This is a genomic window from Acinetobacter sp. YH12063 (assembly GCF_013419715.1).
In the GTDB taxonomy this organism is placed as follows: Bacteria; Pseudomonadota; Gammaproteobacteria; order Pseudomonadales; family Moraxellaceae; genus Acinetobacter; species Acinetobacter amyesii.
In genome coordinates, this window is record NZ_VOZO01000007.1 from 98,165 (window position 1) to 119,849 (window position 21,685).

Annotated in this window: 17 protein-coding genes and 3 pseudogenes; 13 read left to right on the plus strand and 7 right to left on the minus strand. The window is 40.6% G+C overall.

The window, feature by feature from the left end; genetic code table 11:
- The first annotated feature begins 139 nt into the window (after positions 1–139).
- Positions 140–1,642: a sodium/proline symporter PutP gene (gene putP / locus FTU12_RS09555; protein ID WP_180114248.1), complete on the plus strand. Its 1,503-nt coding sequence runs from the start codon at positions 140–142 to the stop codon at positions 1,640–1,642.
- Between the two features lie 61 nt (positions 1,643–1,703).
- Here the strand turns inward: putP and FTU12_RS09560 are convergent, their stop codons facing one another.
- Positions 1,704–2,198, minus strand: coding sequence for an Lrp/AsnC ligand binding domain-containing protein (locus FTU12_RS09560; protein ID WP_180114249.1), 495 nt, complete (start codon positions 2,196–2,198; stop codon positions 1,704–1,706).
- Between the two features lie 133 nt (positions 2,199–2,331).
- Here FTU12_RS09560 and putA point away from each other — a divergent pair, with 133 nt between their 5' ends.
- The 4 genes from putA to FTU12_RS09580 all read left to right on the plus strand — a co-directional run bounded on the left by putA (position 2,332) and on the right by FTU12_RS09580 (position 8,364).
- Positions 2,332–6,063: a trifunctional transcriptional regulator/proline dehydrogenase/L-glutamate gamma-semialdehyde dehydrogenase gene (gene putA / locus FTU12_RS09565; RefSeq protein WP_180114250.1), complete on the plus strand. Its 3,732-nt coding sequence runs from the start codon at positions 2,332–2,334 to the stop codon at positions 6,061–6,063.
- A gap of 229 nt (positions 6,064–6,292) precedes the next feature.
- On the plus strand, positions 6,293–7,375 hold the full coding sequence (trmA, locus tag FTU12_RS09570) for a tRNA (uridine(54)-C5)-methyltransferase TrmA (RefSeq protein ID WP_180114251.1): 1,083 nt from the start codon (positions 6,293–6,295) through the stop codon (positions 7,373–7,375).
- Between the two features lie 252 nt (positions 7,376–7,627).
- Positions 7,628–7,852: a hypothetical protein gene (locus FTU12_RS09575; protein ID WP_168378613.1), complete on the plus strand. Its 225-nt coding sequence runs from the start codon at positions 7,628–7,630 to the stop codon at positions 7,850–7,852.
- Positions 7,853–8,115: 263 nt separating this feature from the next.
- Positions 8,116–8,364 (plus strand): hypothetical protein, encoded by a 249-nt coding sequence (locus FTU12_RS09580; protein WP_078188680.1) that lies wholly within the window; start codon positions 8,116–8,118, stop codon positions 8,362–8,364.
- A 56-nt stretch (positions 8,365–8,420) separates the two neighbouring features.
- On the opposite strand, the gene FTU12_RS09585 is transcribed toward FTU12_RS09580, so the two are convergent.
- On the minus strand, positions 8,421–9,197 hold the full coding sequence (locus FTU12_RS09585; RefSeq protein WP_257227307.1) for a phosphodiester glycosidase family protein: 777 nt from the start codon (positions 9,195–9,197) through the stop codon (positions 8,421–8,423).
- Positions 9,198–9,332: 135 nt separating this feature from the next.
- Here FTU12_RS09585 and FTU12_RS09590 point away from each other — a divergent pair, with 135 nt between their 5' ends.
- A complete protein-coding gene (locus FTU12_RS09590) occupies positions 9,333–9,869 on the plus strand; it encodes a lecithin retinol acyltransferase family protein (RefSeq protein ID WP_111883727.1) in 537 nt (178 codons plus the stop codon).
- Between the two features lie 139 nt (positions 9,870–10,008).
- On the opposite strand, the gene FTU12_RS09595 is transcribed toward FTU12_RS09590, so the two are convergent.
- Both FTU12_RS09595 and FTU12_RS09600 read right to left on the minus strand, forming a co-directional pair.
- Positions 10,009–10,467 (minus strand): SRPBCC domain-containing protein, encoded by a 459-nt coding sequence (locus FTU12_RS09595; protein WP_180026256.1) that lies wholly within the window; start codon positions 10,465–10,467, stop codon positions 10,009–10,011.
- An 80-nt stretch (positions 10,468–10,547) separates the two neighbouring features.
- Positions 10,548–11,578: pseudogene (locus FTU12_RS09600) on the minus strand (aldo/keto reductase).
- A gap of 96 nt (positions 11,579–11,674) precedes the next feature.
- Between FTU12_RS09600 and FTU12_RS09605 the strand changes: the two are divergent.
- Positions 11,675–12,598, plus strand: a pseudogene (locus FTU12_RS09605) (LysR family transcriptional regulator).
- Between the two features lie 9 nt (positions 12,599–12,607).
- Here FTU12_RS09605 and FTU12_RS09610 read toward each other — a convergent pair.
- Both FTU12_RS09610 and FTU12_RS09615 read right to left on the minus strand, forming a co-directional pair.
- Positions 12,608–13,519 carry a bestrophin family protein gene (locus tag FTU12_RS09610; RefSeq protein ID WP_180059086.1) on the minus strand — a complete coding sequence of 304 codons (912 nt, stop codon included), beginning with the start codon at positions 13,517–13,519 and terminating at the stop codon, positions 12,608–12,610.
- Between the two features lie 135 nt (positions 13,520–13,654).
- Positions 13,655–15,382 carry a glutamine--tRNA ligase/YqeY domain fusion protein gene (locus FTU12_RS09615; RefSeq protein ID WP_180004641.1) on the minus strand — a complete coding sequence of 576 codons (1,728 nt, stop codon included), beginning with the start codon at positions 15,380–15,382 and terminating at the stop codon, positions 13,655–13,657.
- Between the two features lie 168 nt (positions 15,383–15,550).
- Between FTU12_RS09615 and FTU12_RS09620 the strand changes: the two genes are divergently transcribed.
- Together FTU12_RS09620 and FTU12_RS09625 are read left to right on the plus strand one after the other, a co-directional pair.
- Positions 15,551–16,060, plus strand: a complete 510-nt coding sequence (locus FTU12_RS09620) for a peptidylprolyl isomerase (protein ID WP_180114252.1) — start codon at positions 15,551–15,553, stop codon at positions 16,058–16,060.
- 122 nt (positions 16,061–16,182) lie between these two features.
- Positions 16,183–16,902 carry a UDP-2,3-diacylglucosamine diphosphatase gene (locus FTU12_RS09625; RefSeq protein WP_180041586.1) on the plus strand — a complete coding sequence of 240 codons (720 nt, stop codon included), beginning with the start codon at positions 16,183–16,185 and terminating at the stop codon, positions 16,900–16,902.
- A gap of 135 nt (positions 16,903–17,037) precedes the next feature.
- Here the strand turns inward: FTU12_RS09625 and FTU12_RS09630 are convergent, their stop codons facing one another.
- Positions 17,038–17,256: a transposase gene (locus FTU12_RS09630; RefSeq protein ID WP_168378619.1), complete on the minus strand. Its 219-nt coding sequence runs from the start codon at positions 17,254–17,256 to the stop codon at positions 17,038–17,040.
- A gap of 514 nt (positions 17,257–17,770) precedes the next feature.
- On the opposite strand from FTU12_RS09630, the pseudogene FTU12_RS16500 reads away from it, so the two are divergent.
- From FTU12_RS16500 to cydB, 4 genes and pseudogenes are all read left to right on the plus strand, one after another.
- Positions 17,771–17,839: pseudogene (locus FTU12_RS16500) on the plus strand (hypothetical protein); the annotation flags it as partial.
- Between the two features lie 914 nt (positions 17,840–18,753).
- Entirely contained in the window at positions 18,754–18,945 is a 192-nt protein-coding gene (gene cydP / locus FTU12_RS09645) for a cytochrome oxidase putative small subunit CydP (protein ID WP_078188513.1), read from the plus strand.
- Positions 18,945–20,531: a cytochrome ubiquinol oxidase subunit I gene (locus tag FTU12_RS09650; RefSeq protein ID WP_180022131.1), complete on the plus strand. Its 1,587-nt coding sequence runs from the start codon at positions 18,945–18,947 to the stop codon at positions 20,529–20,531. The genes cydP and FTU12_RS09650 overlap by 1 nt, the downstream gene beginning before the upstream one ends.
- Positions 20,528–21,673 (plus strand): cytochrome d ubiquinol oxidase subunit II, encoded by a 1,146-nt coding sequence (gene cydB, locus FTU12_RS09655; protein ID WP_078193913.1) that lies wholly within the window; start codon positions 20,528–20,530, stop codon positions 21,671–21,673. The genes FTU12_RS09650 and cydB overlap by 4 nt, the downstream gene beginning before the upstream one ends.
- Positions 21,674–21,685 lie beyond the last annotated feature (12 nt).

The following is a 21,685-nucleotide window of genomic DNA, read 5'->3' on the forward strand; positions in this document are numbered from 1 at the left end:
TACGCAAAACATACATAAAATATGCTTAAAGGTTACAGAGTGTAATTTTTAAATCGTGCTTGAATCTGCGACTTACGACAGAAGTACAAATTTTCATCTAGGACAGAGATGATTTGCTTTCATTAAGGATGAACCGCCTATGAGCCATTTAAACCCGACATTAGTCACCTTTATTTTTTATATTCTTGCAATGCTTGCCATTGGTTTGTATGCCTACAGAGCTACGCATAACTTTGACGAATACATTTTAGGTGGACGAAGTTTAGGAAGTGTTGTGACTGCACTTTCAGCAGGTGCATCCGACATGAGTGGTTGGCTACTCATGGGTCTCCCTGGTGCAATTTATCTATCTGGTCTTTCCGAAGCTTGGATTGCAATCGGCTTAATTATCGGTGCTTGGTTGAACTGGCTGATCGTTGCTGGTCGCTTGCGTGTTCATACCGAATATCAAAATAATGCCCTGACCCTGCCCGATTATTTCACGAGCCGTTTTGCAGACCGTAAAAAGATTTTACGTATCATTTCAGCTGTAGTGATTTTAGTGTTCTTTGCGATTTACTGTGCTTCTGGCATGGTGGCTGGCGCACGACTTTTCGAAAGTTTATTCGGTTGGAACTACACAACAGCACTGTGGATTGGTGCAATTGCAACCATCAGCTATGTCTGTATTGGTGGATTCTTAGCGATCAGTTGGACCGATACTTTCCAAGCGGGTCTGATGATCTTTGCACTGCTGATCACACCGATCATCGCCTACCTTGCTTTAGGTGATAACAGTCAAAATCTTGCTGCTGTTTTGGAAACAGCTCGCCCACAAGCTTCTAATTTATTTGAAGGTTTAAGTACAGTTGCGATTTTATCCAGCATGGCATGGGGCTTAGGCTATTTTGGTCAGCCGCATATTTTGGTTCGCTTTATGGCAGCCGATTCTGTTAAATCCATTCCGAATGCACGACGCATTGGTATGACATGGATGATCCTGTGTCTAGGCGGTGCTGTAGCAGTGGGTTATATCGGTATTGCTTACTTCCAAGTCCACCCAGAACTGGCAAGTGTCGTTAATGCCAACCCTGAAACGGTATTTATGGAGTTGACTAAAATTCTATTCAATCCGTGGATTGCTGGGATTATTTTAGCCGCAATTTTAGCTGCGGTGATGAGCACACTTAGCTGTCAGTTATTGGTTTGCTCAACCACCTTGACGGAAGATTTGTACAAAGGATTTATTCGTAAAAATGCATCGCAAAAAGAATTGGTTTGGATTGGACGTGCGATGGTCTTGGCAATTGCCGTATTTGCAATCACCTTTGCAATGAACCCTGCAAGTAAAGTTTTAGGCTTAGTGGCTTATGCATGGGCAGGTTTCGGTGCTGCATTTGGCCCACTGATTATTCTTTCATTGCTTTGGAAACGTATGACGCTTAACGGAGCAATCATTGGCATGATCGTAGGTGCTGTGACTGTCATCGTGTGGAAAAACTACTTAGGCCACCTTGGTTTATACGAAATCATTCCAGGCTTTATTTTCTCTGCAATCAGTATCGTTGTCGTGAGCTTATTGGGCAAAGCACCAGAGGCGGATGTGGTTGAACGCTTTGAAAAAGCCGAAGCGCAATATCAAAAAGAAATGTCTGAAATCTAAAATTTTTGACACTAAAAAGGGGCTAAATGCCCCTTTTTAGTACTCAATTATTGATGATTAGCTACTTCGGCCGAGCCGCAGGTTTCAGCTTAATTTGCATACTTTCTTTGATCACTTCCATCACAGGATAACTACGCGTTTCCTTGATACCAGGTAATTGCCAAAGCACCTGCCCTGAAATTTTTCTAAATTCTTCCATATTTGCACAGCGTATTTTCACTACAAAATCAAAACCGCCGCTGATCATATGACATTCTACAATTTCTGGAATTTGACGCACTGCATCCGAAAAATCTTCCAATACATTGGGCGTAGTTTTATCTAGTAAAATCTCCACAAAAACCACAAATCCATTGTTGAGTAAGACCGGATTTAAACGCGCTTCATAGCCTAAAATAAAGCCTTCTTTCGATAATTTTTGCACACGTGCCAACGCCGCAGTAGGTGATAAATTCACCATTTCCGCAAGCCTAATATTGGACAATTTCCCGTCTTCTTGCAGCAGCTCTAAAATTCGAATATCTATACGGTCTAAGCTCAAATATGGGCTAGTCATCTGAATTTTTCTCTAAATATTATTAAAACTATAGTGAGTTATTCGCTAAATATTCTGTGATGATAAATTAAATAAAGGATCAAGCTCAAGATTTATTTGCTCGTCATAGAACTTTGACACGGAAAATTGAAACATGAATGGAAAAGTATTTGAAGTCACGGGAAGCGATGACTACATCACTGAATTTAAAGACAAGAATAGCTTTGAACAATCGATTAATACAGCATGGCGTCGTGCTGAAACTGAGTGCATTGAAAACTTATTAGCACACAGTGAAATCCCTTCCCCGATCAGCGATCAAATTCAACAATTGGCTTTTGACTTAGCCCATTCATTACGTGAACGTAAAAGCGGTACAGGTAAAGCAGGCATTGTGCAAGGCTTGCTACAAGAGTTTTCATTGTCTTCTCAGGAAGGCATCGCGCTCATGTGTTTAGCTGAAGCGCTACTCCGTATTCCAGACAAAGCAACACGTGATTTACTGATCAAAGATAAAATCAACCAAGGTAACTGGAAAGATCATGTTGGCCAAAGTAGCCTCATGTTCGTAAATGCTGCTGCTTGGGGTTTAATGCTGACGGGTAAACTAATGGAAACCCCTCAACAAAAAAGTCTTTCTAGTCTATTGACCGGTATTTTAGCACGTAGTGGTCGCGGCATTATCCGTAAAGCTGTCGACGTGGCTATGCGTATGATGGGCGAACAGTTTGTTACAGGCGAGACCATCAATGAAGCGCTTAAACATGCAGAAGTATTAGAAGACAAAGGCTTCCGTTATTCATATGACATGTTAGGTGAAGCAGCATTAACTGAACCTGATGCAGAACGTTATTATCAAGACTATACCGATGCGATCCACGCGATTGGTCAAGCCTCTGAAGGTAAGGATGTTTATAACGGCGCAGGTATTTCGATCAAATTGTCTGCCCTACACCCACGCTACCAACGTTCACAGATCGACCGTATACATAACGAACTTTATGGCAAAGTGCTAGAACTTGCTGTATTAGCTAAGCATTACAATATTGGTTTAAACATTGATGCTGAAGAAACTGACCGCCTAGAAATTTCTTTGGAACTACTTGAGCGCCTGTGTTTTGAGCCTAAATTAGCAGACTGGAAAGGTATTGGATTTGTGATTCAAGCCTACCAAAAGCGCTGTTTCTATGTGGTCGACCATATTATTGACCTCGCTAAGCGTAGCCAAAAACGTTTAATGATCCGCTTAGTGAAAGGTGCATACTGGGACAGCGAAATTAAGAAAGCGCAAATTGAAGGTATGAGTGACTATCCTGTATTTACGCGCAAAGTTCATACCGACCTGTCTTATATTGCATGTGCTAAAAAACTCTTGGCAGCACCTGAGCAAATTTATCCTCAGTTTGCAACACACAATGCGCAAACCGTTGCTACGATCTACCAATTAGCACAGCCAGAGCTTTACTATCCAGGCCAGTATGAATTTCAGTGCCTTCACGGCATGGGTGAACCCCTCTATGAACAAGTGGTGGGTTCGAAGTCTGATAACAAACTGGGTGTGCCTTGTCGTATTTATGCACCAGTGGGTAACCATGAAACCTTATTGGCCTATTTGGTTCGACGTTTACTGGAAAATGGTGCGAATACCTCTTTCGTCAACCGTATTGCAGATAAAAATTTAAAAATTGAAGATTTAATTGAAAATCCAAGACAGACGATATTAGCGACGGCTGAAAAAGAAGGTATCACTGGAGCTAAGCATCCTTCTATCCCATTTCCGCAAGATTTGTATGGCACAGAACGTCGCAACTCAAAAGGACTCGATTTAGCCAATGATCGCGACTTATCTCAGCTCAATACCACGGCAGTACAGCATGCACATACCCAGTGGCATGCTAGTGCAATCGGCGCTAATTTAGAAGAAATTCATACTGCAAGTATCAACATTACAAACCCTGCAAACCGTAGTGATGTGGTTGGCAGTGTCAGTGAAGCTAGTCTAGAGCAAGCGGAAATCGCCCTAAATAATGCGTTAAATGCCCAAGCTTCATGGAAAACTTTAGACAAAGATCAGCGTGCAGCATGCTTAAACCGTGCGGCGGATTTGATGGAAGTACAATTGCAATCTCTCATGGTGTTGTTGTCACGTGAAAGTGGTAAAACCTATGCCAATGCTATTGCTGAAGTTCGAGAAGCTGTAGATTTTCTACGTTATTATGCTGCTCAAATGATTGATCTAGCTGAAAATACCCAAATTGAACCCCTTGGCACTGTGCTGTGCATTAGCCCGTGGAACTTCCCGCTTGCTATTTTCACAGGTCAAATTGCTGCAGCATTGGTTGCAGGTAATACAGTGATTGCCAAGCCTGCTGAACAAACGCCACTGATTGCTGCTCAAGCTGTACATATTTTATGGGAAGCAGGTGTTCCGTTTGATGTATTGCAACTCCTTCCTGGGCGTGGCGAAACCATTGGTGCCAAACTCAGTGCTGACTCACGTATCCAAGGCATCATGTTTACAGGCTCCACTGAAGTCGCACGTATCTTGCAAAAAACCGTGGCACAGCGCTTAAACCAATTTGGCGAAAGTGTGGTTTTGATTGCTGAAACTGGCGGTCAGAATGCCATGATTGTTGACTCATCTGCATTGACAGAACAAGTGGTATTAGATGTCGTTAACTCTGCCTATGACAGTGCAGGCCAACGCTGTTCTGCCCTACGTATTCTCTGTGTACAAGAAGATAATGTGGACGTTGTCCGTACCATGTTACAAGGTGCGATGAAGCAACTTCGTGTCGGAAATCCTGCACTTTTAGCAACTGACATTGGCCCAGTGATCGACCTTGAAGCACAGCAAAATATTGAAAAACATATTGAGAAGATGCGTAGCAAAGGCTATCCAGTACATCAAATCATGTTTAATGCTGATGGCAATGCCTTAAGTACGGGAACTTTCGTTGCACCAACTTTGATTGAACTGCCAAATTTAAATGATTTAGAACGCGAAGTTTTTGGGCCAGTATTGCATTTAATCACCTACAAATATGGTGAGATTGAAAACCTATTAACACAAATTAATGCCAAAGGTTATGGTTTAACCATGGGCTTGCATACACGTATTGATGACACGATTCAAAAAGTCATCGGTCATGCAGAAGTCGGCAACCTGTACATTAACCGTAATATTGTAGGTGCAGTGGTCGGTGTACAACCTTTTGGCGGCGAAGGCTTATCAGGTACTGGTCCAAAAGCGGGCGGTCCTTTATATCTTTACCGTTTAATGCATCAAGTTTCTGAGAAAAAATTGGCTACACCTTATGCGGCTCAGGCAGAAACACAAGCTGCACACTTCCCTGCATATGAAGCTTTTAACACTTGGGCGAAGCAACATTTTTCAGGCATTGCTATTCAAACACCGCAGGCCATAGCTGCAGGACAAAGTTTTGAACTGCAAGGCCCAACTGGTGAAAACAACCAATATGCCATTTTGGCACGTAAAGGTGTGCTTTCATTGGCTAACAATGATGCAGATCAACTGAATCAAATTGCTGCGATTTTATCGGTGGGTAGTCAGCCTGTTGTACTTGCAGACAATACTTTTGTGTTGAAACACTTAAATAGCATGCCAAAAGTCCTCGTAGACCAATTTAAAGTGATCACGGATATTTATCATGGCAATTTTGATGCGGTTTTACATCATGGTGAAAAAGCTGAGTTATTAAAAATTCAACAAGTCATCGCGTCTCGTGAAGGTGCAATTATTGGCATTACACATTTAGCTTCAGGCCAATATGACATCCCTGTAGAACGTTTCGTGATTGAACGGGCAATCAGTGTCAATACAGCGGCAGCCGGTGGTAATGCCAGCTTAATGACAATGAATTAAACACTGAATTGAACTCCAACTAATCAGTTCCTCACTTAGCTCAATCTTTATGAATGTTCCATAAAGATTGAGCGTTTTTTTAACTACCCCTAGATAAATATTCTGTTTAGCGCATTCAGACTCATCCTCTCGACAGATAAATACAGCCAAAAGTGGAATTAATTTAGTCTTATAAGGTGAATTTTGCTAACATGACTTTTTTTAATATGTTTGCGATTTTTTACTGCATATGACTTCAACTTATCAGCAACAACTTGATGCCAAAGTTGCCCGCATTACGGCTCAATTTTCAGAATACAACCCTCCCTCTTTAGAAGTTTTTCCTTCTGCTGAACAAAACTTTCGTATGCGAGCGGAATTCCGAATTTGGCATACTGAAAATGATATGTTCTATGCAATGTTTGAACGCAATGCAGACAATGAAAAACAAGTTGTCGAAATTAAAGATTTCCCGATTGCAGATAAAAGCATTAATGATTTAATGCCCGTATTATTAAATGAACTCAAGGCACAAGAGATCTTATATAGCCGATTATTTGAAGTTCATTTCTTAGCAACGCTGAAAGGTGAAATGCTGGTTTCATTGGTTTACCGCTGCCCGCTCAATGCTGAATGGGAAGTTGCTGCCAAAGCGCTGTCTGAAAAGCTCAATATCAAGATTTATGGTCGTAGTCGTGGTCAGCGCGTGATTTTAACTGATGACTATGTGGTTGAAGAACTCCAAGTATTTGACCGTAAATATCAGTATAAACAAATTGAAAGTAGCTTCACACAGCCAAATGCCGGCGTATGTCAAAAAATGCTGGAATGGGCGTGTCAGGTTGCGGATCACTCAGACAAAGACTTACTTGAGCTCTACTGTGGTAATGGTAATTTCACGCTGCCTCTTTCAACACGCTTTAATCGCGTTTTGGCAACCGAATTAGCCAAGTCTTCAGTTTATGCCGCGCAGTGGAATATTGAGCAAAATGGTATTGATAATATCCAAGTGGCTCGTCTTTCAGCTGAAGAGTTTACCCAAGCCTACAATGCTGAACGTACATTCCGCCGCCTTGAAGAAGCTGAGATTGAAATTTCAAGCTATAACTTCGATACGGTATTTGTCGATCCACCGCGTGCAGGTATCGATGATGAAACACTAAAACTGTTGCAACGTTTTGAACGCATTATCTATATTTCATGCAACCCAGATACTTTACATGACAATCTTAAACTGCTTTCACAAACGCATAAAATCAGTAAATTTGCCTTGTTTGATCAATTCCCTTATACACACCATGTAGAGTCTGGTGTGTTTCTTGAGAAGATTTAAACAAATTATTTCAAATCATGTTGTTGTCATAAAAGGAGCTTTCTAAAAGCTCCTTTTTTATATGCTAAAAAAGCTTTATTTTCTCGCCACATGCAGTGCAATGGATGCCTTTTTATATCAATTAGGCAAAGATTCTAAAAGTCCAATCGAAAAAATGATCATTCAACTGGCTAAAATATCACTTTAGTAGTCTTGCTTTATTTATTGGATTGGTTATATTTCGTCCTATGTTAGGTCGCAAATGAAGGCTCTATGAGTTTTTGGCATAAGTTGTTCGCTAATGAACAGCAAAACGGGCATAAGAATCAAATTGCCTGTGTTGAAAATGATTGCTCTTGTAAAACCAATGAACAGCTTATTGCTGCTCTTACAAAGGCAACAGATGAAGATGTTATCCTCGGTATTAAAAAAGTGCTCGCTTCGCGCGGTTATAGCCGTAAGGAATTAAATGAAATCCAGCATCTACCTCTACAGTAGAGTCTGAACATTCAGTGTTCAAACAAGGCATTCTGTTTTACAGAGTGCCTTTTTCATTTTTTAGTCTAATCAAAAGTATGCCGCTTATTTACAGATCAGGTTTTGTGGATTGGCCACATCGCTATTTACAGCTTTTATGCTATGCTCCAAGGCAACTCAGTGATGTCTAATTTTTAAACATACGACAATAAAACCTAATATTGCATCAAATAAGAGGCAGATGACCTCTAAACAGCATTGATATAAAAATTAAAGGAATGAACATGAATAAATTAACAAGTTGCCTTATTGCCTGCTGCATACTTAGTCTAAGTGCTTGTAGCCAAATCCCCAAAGAATGCGAAGAATCTTGGGACAAACTCGAAGCCTTGTCGAAACAAATGGGCTTAAACGAAGAACAAATCAAAGAACAGAAAAAACAGTTTGAAGAAAGTATTAAAAAACAATCTAAAGAACAAGCCATTCAAATGTGCCAAACCCAAAGTACCTTTTTAGGTTTAGTCGGCAAATAAACAGTTGTTTCTATCAATCTAAACACTGTACAGATGAAGCCCGATTATTCGGGCTTTTATTGTTTGCATTGAGATCCTGTTGTATACGCTACAATTGGCCCTAAAGGTTTTAAACTCGAATCATGTCTATTCAACGCTTGGATATCTGCACTAGACACAGATCCATCTAAATACAAGGCATTGTTAATCGATAATTGCTGCTTAAAATATTGTGCAAATGCATAAAACGACACGCCTTCACGACTGATCACAAAATACAACTTGCCGTTTTTGATCCCCACACCATTGCGGATTTTCAATGAATCTGACTGTGGGATAAAGTTTGGATTGATTTTTCCATCTACCACCAGCATTGGACCTGACTGCGTTGCATAACGTGCCTTAAAATCTGTGGAAGCATATTTTTGTGTGGTTGATATCACCGCTTGCTTGCCATTCCATGCTAGAACACCATTCGGCTGAATTAAAAAATTACCAAAGCCTCGTGTTGCACGATTCAAGGCTTTTTTCTGCACTCCATTTTCAACGTATAGACCAACAGGTGCTAAATCTGCATGATACATCCCTGCATTCATTGCGAAGCTCATCGTATTACACTTACGCGCTAATGACTGCTTTAAACGCTGTAGGTCTCGATATGGCTGCTGCTGTGTATCATATAAATAGAGCTTTAGTTGACTCAGATCGGAAATTTCAACCACATCCACGGCAATAGGCTGACTGACACGTTTCGCTTGAATATTGGCATAGGAAATACTCGGTGAGAAAATCAGACCGAGCAGCATCATAAAGCGCATTTTTTTAAACATTGAGGTTAATTGAAGACCAAGCATGACCCTATCCATAGCGCACGTTAAAAATCGAACAAATTTTAGCTAAATCATCGCTAAAATAGTCGATTAATTCACAGATTAAAAGTAGACTAATCTTTAAAAATAATTCGGATTTAAAGTAGGACTGGTAAATACATGCATGTGCAGAAAGATGGTTTTCCTCTTGGAACACATCTGATTGTTAAACACTTCGGTTATAGCCATCATGGCATATATGCCGGCCGCGGTAGAGTCATTCACTACTCAGGTTTTGCACACCTTTTCAAAAAACATCCGATTGAAATGACTTCTATCGAAAATTTCAGTCACGGCAAAAAAATCATCGTTCAGTCGTACAGCAATCCAAAATTTAAAGGGCGTAAAGTGGTGCGTCGCATGCGCTCACGTATGCATGAAAACAACTATCATCTGATTATTAATAACTGCGAACACTTATGCACATGGGCCATTACCGGTGTTGAAAGTAGTCCTCAGGTGTTTCGTATGATGAACCGACTCACCACGATTGGTTATGTCAGTTCTCTGATGAGTTTTATGAGTAGCATGATGCTGACCGTGACCACTACTTGCTTTGCACTGGTGTTCTATATCAAAAAGAAACTGCGCGAAAAAGCCAAAATGCAGATGCCGGTTTATACCTATTTAAAGCGTGAAGAACATAAAAATCGTTAATCCACTACAGCATCGTTGAACTGTGGCTTTATCAAATTTCAGTAGATCAGCACATTGCTTAGAGATCCTGTGCCAATACACAAGCTTTTTATTTTAGCGTATCAGATGTAATGCTTAATCTTGGTCACTCTTCACATTGCTAAAAGTTCGCATTGCTAAAAGGTGGAAATTTATCTTCAACCAAATTGCTTTGCAGGCCATGTTCTAAATAAATTTTGGCTGCATCCAAAACCGTTGTAAAACCACCTGTACTATCAATAATAAAATCAATCAATGCCTGACCTTGCAGAGGAATCTTTGAATTTTTGATGCGAACATAGGTTTCCATCGGGCTAATTTGCTCAAAAATAAAATCGACCTGAGTTTTTGGTTCACCCCACTGTATTTGAATTAATTTGTTTTCCTTAATATTCAGCACGTCTACATCGGCGACTGCATTATATTTTTGCCAAGTCCATTGCACCGTTTTACCTTCTTCTAGATATCCACTCGATGCACTAAACCAAAAATGCTGTGTTATTAAAGGATCAACAAAAGCATTAAATACGATATTGATGGACTTACGAATTAACATCTGGGTTTCAATCACGACACTCATCAGTATTCCTTCAGTATTTTAATTTTATTCAGTGATAGCACAGAGAACTGATCATTGCCTACCACTGAATTGTTATTGCCCTATTCTGCTGTATGTTCTGAAATACATGCTGATGTCACTAGCGTTGGATTTTTCTCTGCAAATTGCCCATTCCAATAGGGATAGTATGGATAAGGTGGATACACTGCACTGACTACGTCTAATCGGGCTAACTGCTCTACGCTTAATGACCATTCCTTCGCCGCAAGGTTCTCCAACAGTTGCTGTTCATTACGTGCGCCTATCAAAATACTAGACACAGTCGGTCTGGTTTTCAGCCAATTCAATGCAATCTGCGGGATAGAGTGCCCTGTTTCCATGGCAATTTCTTGCATTACATCTAACACTGCAAATAACTTTTCGTGTTGAACTGGTGGTGCGAATTGTGCTGTCTCATGTAGTCGACTTTGCTTTGGAATCGCATGCTCACGATCAAATTTTCCTGTTAATCTCCCCCAGCCTAGCGGACTCCATACCACTGCACCAATCTGTTGATCATGCTGCGCAGGCATCAACTCCCATTCATAGTCACGTCCAATCAAAGAATAATAGACTTGATGCACACTTAGCTTTTCATAGCCATGCTGTTGAGCAATCGACTGTGCTTTCATAAGCTGCCAGCCTGAAAAATTCGACGCACCGATATAGCGAACTTTTCCACTACGTACCAAGTCATCCAAACTGCGCATCAGCTGCTCAAGTGGCGTCGTGCTATCAAACTGATGCAGTTGCAGCACATCAATATAATCCGTGCCTAAACGCTTTAAACTCGCCTCCACGGCTTGAATTATATAGCTTCTAGAATACCCACTTTGCTGGAAATAATCACCTCTTGGCGTTTTGATTGAAGTAATCCACCGAGCATCTGCTCTGAGGCACCATTTGAATAAGCATCTGCAGTGTCGAAATAATTCACGCCTTGATCAATACACAGATCAATCATACGTTGGGCATCATTTAAACTCGATTGCCCCCATGCAGAGAAAATTGGGCCTTGCCCGCCAAATGTACCTGTACCAAAGCCGAACTCTGAAACTTGTAAGCCAGATTGCCCTAGATTGTGATAGTTCATGGTGATTTCCTGTGTTTAATTTACACACAGAATAGGCACAGATATTTATCAGAAAAACCCTGAATATCGAGAAAGACTTTCTTGATTATATTGATAATGCTAACTGAAGATTTCGACTTATTCACACGAATGGCGGCACTGGGTTCAATCAGTCAAGCTGCCAAAGAAGCCAATCTCTCTGTTTCTGTCGCTAGTAGCCGTCTACACAGACTTGAACAAAGTTTAGGGCTGCGCCTTTTTCATCGCACCACACGGCAGCTACATTTAACACAGGAAGGTGCTGTTTTATTGCAGCAAGGATTTCCCTTACTCGAACAATTTAATTCGCTACTGAGCCAATTTCAGCCTGAACCACAACAACTCAGTGGCGTATTAAAAATCACATGTTCAGAAGTTTTTGGAAATCGTATTTTAGGGCCAGTATTTGCAGCCTTTGCCAAGTTGCATCCAACATTGACTTTGGATATTGAACAGACCGATCAAAATTTAGATTTGGTCTCCGCAGGTATCGACGTTGCGATACGTATTGGATAGTTAGAAGACTCATCACTGATTGCTAAACCGCTCAGCTTAAACCGTCGTATTTTGTGTGCCTCGCCTAGCTATATCGAACAACATGGCGAACCTCACTCCCTAGAAGAGCTCTCTATACACCAATGCATTTTACAGAAATACCCTAAGGGTGTTTCGCAGCTTTGGACATTCGTCCAAGATCAACACAACATAAATATACCTGTTTCAGGACAAGTTCATATCAACTCAGGTGAAGGCGTACACCAAGCAGCACTTGCAGGTTTAGGCATCTCAAACCACTCTATTTGGCATGTGGAGGACGATCTACTCTCTGGCCGACTTGTCCAAGTTCTACCAGCAATCCCTGTTCAAAGCACAGCAATCTATGTGGTAATTCCGCATCGACATTTTGTTCCGCCTAAAGTACAGGCCTTTATGCAACACTTGGACGATTTTTTTCAGCATCAATATGCGTGGTATGTATCGCCTAATTTATCTGAAAATTAGGCCAAGAATTTATCTTAAATTACTGTTAAAAGTCTTAATCAGCGGCGGAAGTTCAACTTCTAAGCTGCTATACATTTCACGCTCAATGTTTCGTACAATCGAGTCCAGCGGCAAATCATTTTCCTGCAAGCCAAAAGGCTCTTCCAGTTCTGCACTTAACGCATCCAAACCTAAAAATAAATATGCAATCAAAGCCACAATTACAGGTGTCCAAATCCCTAAACTGGCCTCTAGGCTAAACGGCAAAATCAGACAAAATGAATACACCGCGCGATGTAAAAGCACCGAATAGGAAAATGGCAATGGCGTGGTCATAATACGGTCACAGCCTGCATGGATATCACCCATCGCTACGGTATGACGTGTAAGCGTGCTGTAGATAATGTCTGTAATCTGACCTTGCTTATAGGCTTTGACTAAATCTTTTTGAATAATTTCAAGTAAATACTGTGGTGCATTGATATTGTCTCGGCATTGCTGCCATTGCTGCTCCGTTAAATCTACACCGTCTTTAAAATGTACAATATCTTGTGATTCATAGCGTAAGCGATCACGTAACAAATTGCAAAACAGCATGATGCGGTACATCAACACGGTTCTTTGCTCATCTTCAAGTACATGACTATCCCGAATCATGTGGCGTGTATTGGCAATCAATGTGCCCCAAAGCTTGCGACCTTCCCACCAACGGTCATAACAGGCAGTATTTCGAAAGCTCAAAAAAATCGACAGAATTACCCCAAAGATAGTAAACCCGATGGCTGGAACTTCGGGCGTATTCAGGTAATGTGCAGCGCTAAGATACACCAAAATCGCCGACAAACTCACGACGACAGCCAACGCAGGCATGACTTTTGGGAGTATCGTGCCATGCCATGCAAATAAAAGTTTAAAGCTATTATTTTTATTTCGAATGATCACTTATTTCCCCTCTGTACTGCCTTAATGAACCATCTCAAGCATGAAAAAAGCCCAACCGAAGTTGAGCTTAATCTTAACCTACTTGATCTTAACCTATTGGGGATTCAAAGATGAATCCCTTTAAAAACTAAGATTTTATTTACCCGGTTTAAAACTGTCTTTCAAATCTAAGATGCGGTTAAACACTGGTTTTTCAGCTGTATGATCAAACTGATCTGCAACAAAGTAACCTTCACGTTCAAATTGGAAACGATCTTCAGGTTTTGCTTCTGCCAATGCAGGCTCAATGACCGCTTGAACTACTTTAAGTGATTCTGGATTTAAGTTTGCAAGGAAGTCATCACCCACTTCAGGGTCTGATTCAGTGAATAAACGGTCGTAGATACGAACTTCCGCAGCAATACCCTTGCTTGCAGAAACCCAATGTACAACACCTTTCACTTTACGGCCTTCAGGGTTTTTACCTAAAGTTTCAGGGTCGATTGAACATTTCAATTCAACCACTTCACCGTTCTCGTCTTTAATCACTTCATCACACTTAATCACATACGCATGACGTAAACGCACTTCACCGCCCGGAATAAGACGTTTAAAGCCTTTAGGTGCAACTTCTTCAAAGTCTTTACGGTCGATGTAAATGTCTTGAGTCAACGGAATGATACGGTCACCCATGTCAACGTTTGGATGACGTGCATGTACCAAATCCATTGCTTCAGGCAAGTTAGTTAAAGTCACTTTGAGTGGATTCAACACTGCCATACCACGCGAAGCAGTATTTTCTAAAGACTGACGGATGCAGTATTCAAGCATTGCAACATCCACGATACTGCCATCGACTTTTGTTACACCGACACGTTTACAGAAGTCACGCAGACCTTCTGGAGTAAAGCCGCGACGGCGCATACCTACAACGGTCGGCATACGCGGGTCATCCCAACCATTCACAAAACCACCTTCAACCAATTTACGTAATTTACGCTTAGAGGTAATGGTGTAATCCACATTTAAGCGGCTTGATTCGTACTGACGTGGTACAGATGGTGATTTAACTTTTTCTACAACCCAGTCATAGAATGGACGGTGATCAACAAACTCAAGTGTACACAGTGAATGCGTAACTCCTTCAATGGCATCTGATAATGGATGCGCATAATCGTACATTGGGTACATTTTCCATTTATCACCAGTTTGGTGATGTTCAGAATGCAAAATACGATACAAAATAGGATCACGCATATGAATGTTAGGTGAAGTCATGTCAATTTTGGCACGTAGTACTGCCTGACCTTCTCCCAACTCACCATTACGCATTTGTTCAAAACGCGCTAAGTTTTCTTCTACGCTAGCATCACGTTGCGGCGAGTTTTTACCCGGCTCAACAAAATTACCGCGGTTTAGTTTGATTTCTTCAGGGCTTTGCAAATCCACATAGGCATCACCTTGTTCAATCAATTGAACTGCCCAAGTGTAAAGCTGATCAAAATAGCTCGATGCATAACGCGGCTCGCCGTTCCACTCAAAACCTAGCCATTTCACGTCATTGGCAATACCATCTACATACTCTTGTTCTTCGGCATCTGGGTTTGTATCGTCGAAACGGAGGTTACATAGACCCGCGAATTCTTGAGCAATACCAAAGTTCAGACAAATGGCTTTTACATGACCAATATGTAGGTAGCCGTTTGGCTCTGGTGGGAAACGTGTTACAACTTGTTCTGTACGACCTGCAGATAAATCATCGGTAATGACTTGACGTACAAAATCTAAGCCTGGCTGTTGTTCCTGCTGCGCAGCTTCGACAGGGGCATTGTTCTTGGTTGTCGGATTGTTAGGCAGGGATGAAACAACATCGTTTGGCTTCATGGTAATAAAATCACTTCTATAAAGATAAAATTAGGATAATTAAAACGCTTTTCTTTATTTTTAACAAAGAAAGTAACGTTTTTACTTGCCTTGTAGTTTACAGTTTGCTTATGCTTCTCACAACCAAAAAACCCATGGCTTTCATGTCCATGTACAGGAGATTACACAATGAGTTTTCCTCAAGTCGAATTAAACACCAATAAAGGTCGTATTGTTCTTGAGCTTAACACTGAAAAAGCACCTAAAACTGCTGAAAACTTCTTACAGTATGTTCGCGATGGTTTCTATGACGGCGTGATTTTCCACCGTGTTATTGATGGTTTCATGATCCAAGGCGGCGGCATGGATGAAAACTTCAAAGAAAAAACAACTCGTGATTCTATTGAAAACGAAGCTGACAACGGTTTAAGCAATGATGTTGGTACGATCGCTATGGCACGTACTCAAGCACCTCATTCTGCTTCAGCTCAATTCTTCATTAACGTTAAAAACAACTCCTTCCTTAACCACACTGGTAAAACAGCGCAAGGTTGGGGCTATGCAGTATTTGGTAAAGTAGTTGAAGGTCTTGACGTTGTTGACGCAATCAAAGGCGTTCGCACTGGTAACCGTGGCTACCACGCAGACGTTCCTCTAGAGAACGTTGTAATTGAATCAGCTAAAATCATTTCTGAGTAATTTTTAAATTCTCCCCAACCCTCCTTTAATAAAGGAGGGAGTTTCAATATGAAATAAATGTCGGAACTCCTCCCTTTTCCAAAGGGAGGCTGGGAGGGATTTTTAGAATAAGGAAAAGATTCGTGACCTATCTGTTTATCGCTGATTTACATTTGTCACCTGAACACCCTCGACTCGTTCGGGGGTTTTTAGCTTTGTTAGAACAATACAAAACTCAAAATACCCAGCTGTATATTTTAGGTGATTGGTTTAATGCTTGGATTGGTGATGACTTTACTGCCCCATGGTTAGACGAAATCATTGCAGCGCTTAAAGATTTTACTGCTTTGGGAAATCAAATTTATTTCCAAGTAGGTAATCGTGACTTTGCATTGGGTCAAAAGTTTTTAGATAAATTTCACGGTCAATTATTACAAGACGTTGATTATCTCCACATTAGCAACTATAAAATTCGCCTCGAACATGGCGATTTACTTTGCACCGATGATGTGTCTTACCAAAAGTTTCGTAAAGTGATTCGTAATCCGTTCCTTTTAGGTTTCTTAAAAAGCTTACCGCTTAGCATTCGACAAAAAATCGCCAATGGTTTCCGCAAAAAAAGTACTGAAACCAAGCAAGTTAAATCCTATGACATTATGGATGTAAATGCCGAAGCTGTAGAAAAGGCTTTAGAGCAAGCCGATCTACTGATTCATGGACATACCCACCGCCCCCAAATACATGATGTGCACGGCAAATCACGTATCGTTTTAGGGGACTGGCGTGCAGAACAAGCTCAAATATTAGAGTTTAATGAAAACCCATCTGTAAGTGATTTAAAATTAAAAATATGGTCTTACTAGTCCATAGCTTTCTAATCGTTAGACTTTAGAAAAACTTACCATCATATCTGATTAATGTACGTATCCAGACCATGCAAACGTAGACTTTTAATTAAGCAAAAAAAAAAACAGCAGATGATCTGCTGTTTTTTGCTTTTAGGCTAAGCGATATAGCTGGTTTGGGCCAGTATAGAAGCTTTTGCCATCTAGATTCAGGTTAAATGTCTCGCCTGTTTCTAATTCAACCATTTGCCCAACATCAACCCAAATTAAACCAGCATTGGTATTTTGTTGACGTTTTAAAGGCACCATTTTTACATTAATTTCGTCGCCATTTACGGCTTTGGCAGTTTGCCAAGTATTTAAAATATTCAAAAGATTTACTCAACATGTGAGCTTTTTGTGACAGAACAAAGAGATTAATCAATCGGGTTTGGAATAATAATTCTGTAGTTACAAAGATATGATTCAAGTCAGAAGCTTGAATACAGATAAATCACAATCAGCTAAATAAAAAAAGATAAGCAGGAACATTACCCGCTTCGAGTTAAGCAGAAGTATACAATATTGCGCTTTGATTAGCAAAAGTAGGACTTATATACGTTATAAATACCTGCTTTTTCAATAGTATTCAAAAATCTGTGTCATTTCAATAAACTGAATCAAACAAGAAATGACACATCATGGCAAGCAACTTTGATTTCAAAGCTGTTTTTAAAAACAATTACAGTCAAGCCCTCCTCACTGGTGAAAACGGTATCTTAACCCCACCCCTCAAACAACTGACAGAAGCAGCTTTAAATGCTGAAATTGAATTTAGAAGCCCCCACTAGCCAATTGTAGGAATAGCTATTCTCGTAAGACTGTAAAATCATCTTACGGTTCATTTGAACTGGAAATACCTCGGGATCGTGCTAACGATTTTGAGCCTCAACTCGTCAAGAAAAATCAAACCTAACTCCATAAATAGATCGACAACAAAGTCATTTCGCTATATGCACTCCGTACGGGCTACCGCAATATTCAGAAACAAATTACCGATATGTATGCACTGGTTCTTTCCACGGGTGGCATTACCAATATTACAGACAAGTTAATCCCTGAATTACATGCTTGGTAACGGCGTCTTCTCGATATTGCCGTATATCCATTTGTGTGGCTCAATACCATTCATTACAAGTATTATTCACCAATTAAAATGTTGTGTTTTTAACAAAAAAGATCAAGAATGAAGGTATTTCTGTCAACAAAGCCGTTTTACCATTTTGGGATTACATGCCGAGGACCATAAAGAACGGCTAGGTCTTTACCTTTCAAAAAGTGAAGGTGCTAATGAATGTTCAGCGTATTCACAGATTTGCAGAATAGTGACAGACATTCTGATCGCCTGCATTGATGGACGTAAAAGCTTCCTGAGGCAATTGCTGCGATATGTCCGCAGACAGAAGTTTATACACTGAAGAATGCGGCCCACATCAAAACAAGCCTCAATTTATCATGATATATCTGGGCTTATTCATGATTCGGGTTATTTAATAGCGAGGTGGTGTCGCACTTCAAGACTTAACCTACTTATATTTAATTAATAAAGATTCTCATTATTAACAATATAACTTCTAGTAAATATAGTAAATTAGTCAGAATTTAAAATATAAATATAAGCGTTTTAGTCGGATTTAAAATATTTAAACACAAGTGTTTTAGTCAAGTATTTAAAATAAAAAATTAGTTTATTTTTTAACTATCAAACACAATAAGTCTTTGTATTTACTATGCTTAATAATATATTTTTATTTTAACTGTTCAACCTATTTGCTTTTTGTATATATTTGTTAATAATATAGTACAAGTTTAAAGAATAGGCTTATCTCCATGAGCTTAAAATTCAAAGATTTAAATCGTCGTGTGGTCAGAGAAATAACCGCAATACTAATAATTAAAGTGATTATTTTAATGATCATTAAGAACATCTGGTTCGACGCCCCTACTATCCCTAAAAACTTTGACAATCAAGTTGCCGAGCATATTGCTGGCAGTCCTTCCCAAATCAAGGAGACACGTTGATGATTTCTGAAAGCGTGGTCGATCTTTCGCGGTTCCAATTTGCAATGACCGCGATGTATCACTTTATTTTTGTTCCACTGACTTTAGGTCTGGCTTTTATTCTTGCCATTATGGAAACCACCTATGTGATTTCTGGCAAAGAAATTTATAAAGACATGACTAAATTCTGGGGAAAACTCTTCGGTATTAACTTCGCTTTAGGTGTTACTACTGGTTTGACCATGGAGTTTCAGTTCGGTACTAACTGGGCGTATTACTCACACTATGTCGGTGATATTTTCGGTGCACCATTAGCCATTGAAGGTCTGATGGCATTCTTCCTTGAATCAACATTTATTGGTTTATTCTTCTTCGGCTGGGATCGCCTATCCAAAGTTCAGCATTTGGCTGTCACTTGGTTAGTTGCTCTAGGCTCGAACATGTCTGCACTATGGATTTTAGTGGCCAATGGTTGGATGCAAAACCCTGTTGGTTCTGCTTTTAACTATGAAACCATGCGTATGGAAATGGTGGACTTCGGTGCGCTGATTTTCAACCCCGTGGCTCAGGTTAAATTCGTGCATACCGTATCTGCAGGTTATGTGACTGGTGCTATTTTCGTACTGGCAATTTCAAGTTACTACTTATTGAAAAAGCGTGACTTGCCATTTGCGCGTCGCTCATTCGCCATCGCTGCTATCTTTGGTTTAGCGTCTACACTTTCGGTGATCTTACTGGGTGATGAATCTGGTTATGAAATTGGTGACGTACAAAAAACTAAACTAGCTGCGATTGAAGCTGAATGGGACACTCACCCAGCTCCAGCGCCATTTACTTTGTTTGGTATTCCAAATAAAGAAACCATGTCTACTGACTACGCGATCAAAATTCCTTATGTCATGGGGATTATTGCAACACGTTCAACTGACAAAGAAGTGATAGGTATTAAAGACCTGATCGTACAACACGAAGCGCGTATTCGTAACGGTATGGTGGCTTACTCACAGTTAGAACAACTTCGTGCAGGCGATACGTCTCCTGAACTTAAAGCAGCATTTGCTGAGTCTCAAAAAGACTTGGGTTATGGTCTGCTTCTGAAAAAATACACAGACAAAGTGGTCGATGCTTCTGATGATCAAATCAAAGCTGCTGCAAAAGACACTATTCCACATGTTCCAAGCTTGTTCTGGGCATTCCGTGCAATGGTTGCTTCTGGTTTCTTAATGCTCCTTCTGTTCGTACTTGCTACCTTTGCTGTCGGTAAACGTAATGCAGAAAACAAACCTTGGTTATTAAAATTTGCTTTGTTTGCTCTACCATTACCTTGGATTGCTGCACAAACAGGTTGGTATGTTGCCGAAGTTGGTCGTCAACCATGGACTATCGGTGAAGTTCTACCTACACATCTTTCAGCTTCTAGCTTAAGTACAGGTGATGTATGGGGTTCTATCCTTGCATTGGCAGCGTTCTACACTGTACTGCTGATCATTGAAATGTACTTAATGATTAAATTCTCACGCCTTGGCCCAAGTTCTCTACATACTGGTAAATACCACTTCGAGAAACTTGAAGCTGCAAAAAAGGCAAATGAGGAGGCTCAAGCATGATCGAATATGAATTACTCAAAATCATTTGGTGGGTTTTAGTCGGTGTCCTACTGATCGGCTTCGCCCTCACCGATGGCTTCGATATGGGCTCAATGGCGATCATGCCATTCGTAGGTAAAAAAGACGAAGAACGTCGTGCGGCAATCAATACGATTGCCCCACACTGGGACGGCAACCAAGTATGGTTTATTACTGCCGGTGGTGCACTGTTTGCAGCATGGCCAATGGTATATGCAACTGCATTCTCAGGCATGTATTGGGCGCTGTTACTGGTACTCTTCGCTCTCTTCTTACGTCCAGTCGGTTTTGATTACCGTTCTAAACTTGAAAATACCAAGTGGCGTAATTCTTGGGATTGGGGTTTAGCAATTGGTGGTGCAGTTCCTGCCCTCGTATTTGGTGTTGCGTTTGGTAATATGTTCCTCGGTGTACCATTCACTATGGACGAAACTGTTCGCTCGACTTATACAGGTAGTTTCTTTGCGCTGCTTAACCCATTCGCTTTAGTTTGCGGTATCGTGAGTTTATCTATGCTTTGCGCACACGGTGGTGCATGGCTCATGCTTCGTACAGACGGCGACCTACGCGCACGCTCTGCAAAAGCAACCCAGCTTATGGGTATCGTATTCTTAGTTTGCTTCTTACTGGCAGGCGCATGGTTATACTTCGGTAATATCCAAGGCTACACATTAGCGCAACCGTTTGACACGAATGGCGTTGCTAACCCATTGGCTAAAGAAGTGATCACCAATGCCAACCCAGGTTGGATGAACAATTATAGTATTTATCCTATTACTATGATTGCGCCAATCATGGCAATTTTAGGTGCTTTGATCATTATCCTTGCCGCAGGTAAAGGTAAAGCCGGTTTCAGCTTCCTTGGTTCAAGCTTGGCAGTCATTGGTGCAATCTTAACTGCTGGTTTTGCATTGTTCCCTTTCCTTATGCCTTCCAGCATCAACCCAACTGTAAGTTTGACTATGTGGGATGCGGTTTCAAGTAAAAATACCCTGACTGTGATGACAGTTGCCGCGTGTATTTTTGTCCCAATTATCCTGTGCTACACAACTTGGTGTTACTACAAGATGTGGGGCGTGGTCACTAACAAACATATTGAAGAGAATTCACACAGCCTATACTAAGGCTGTGTCTAA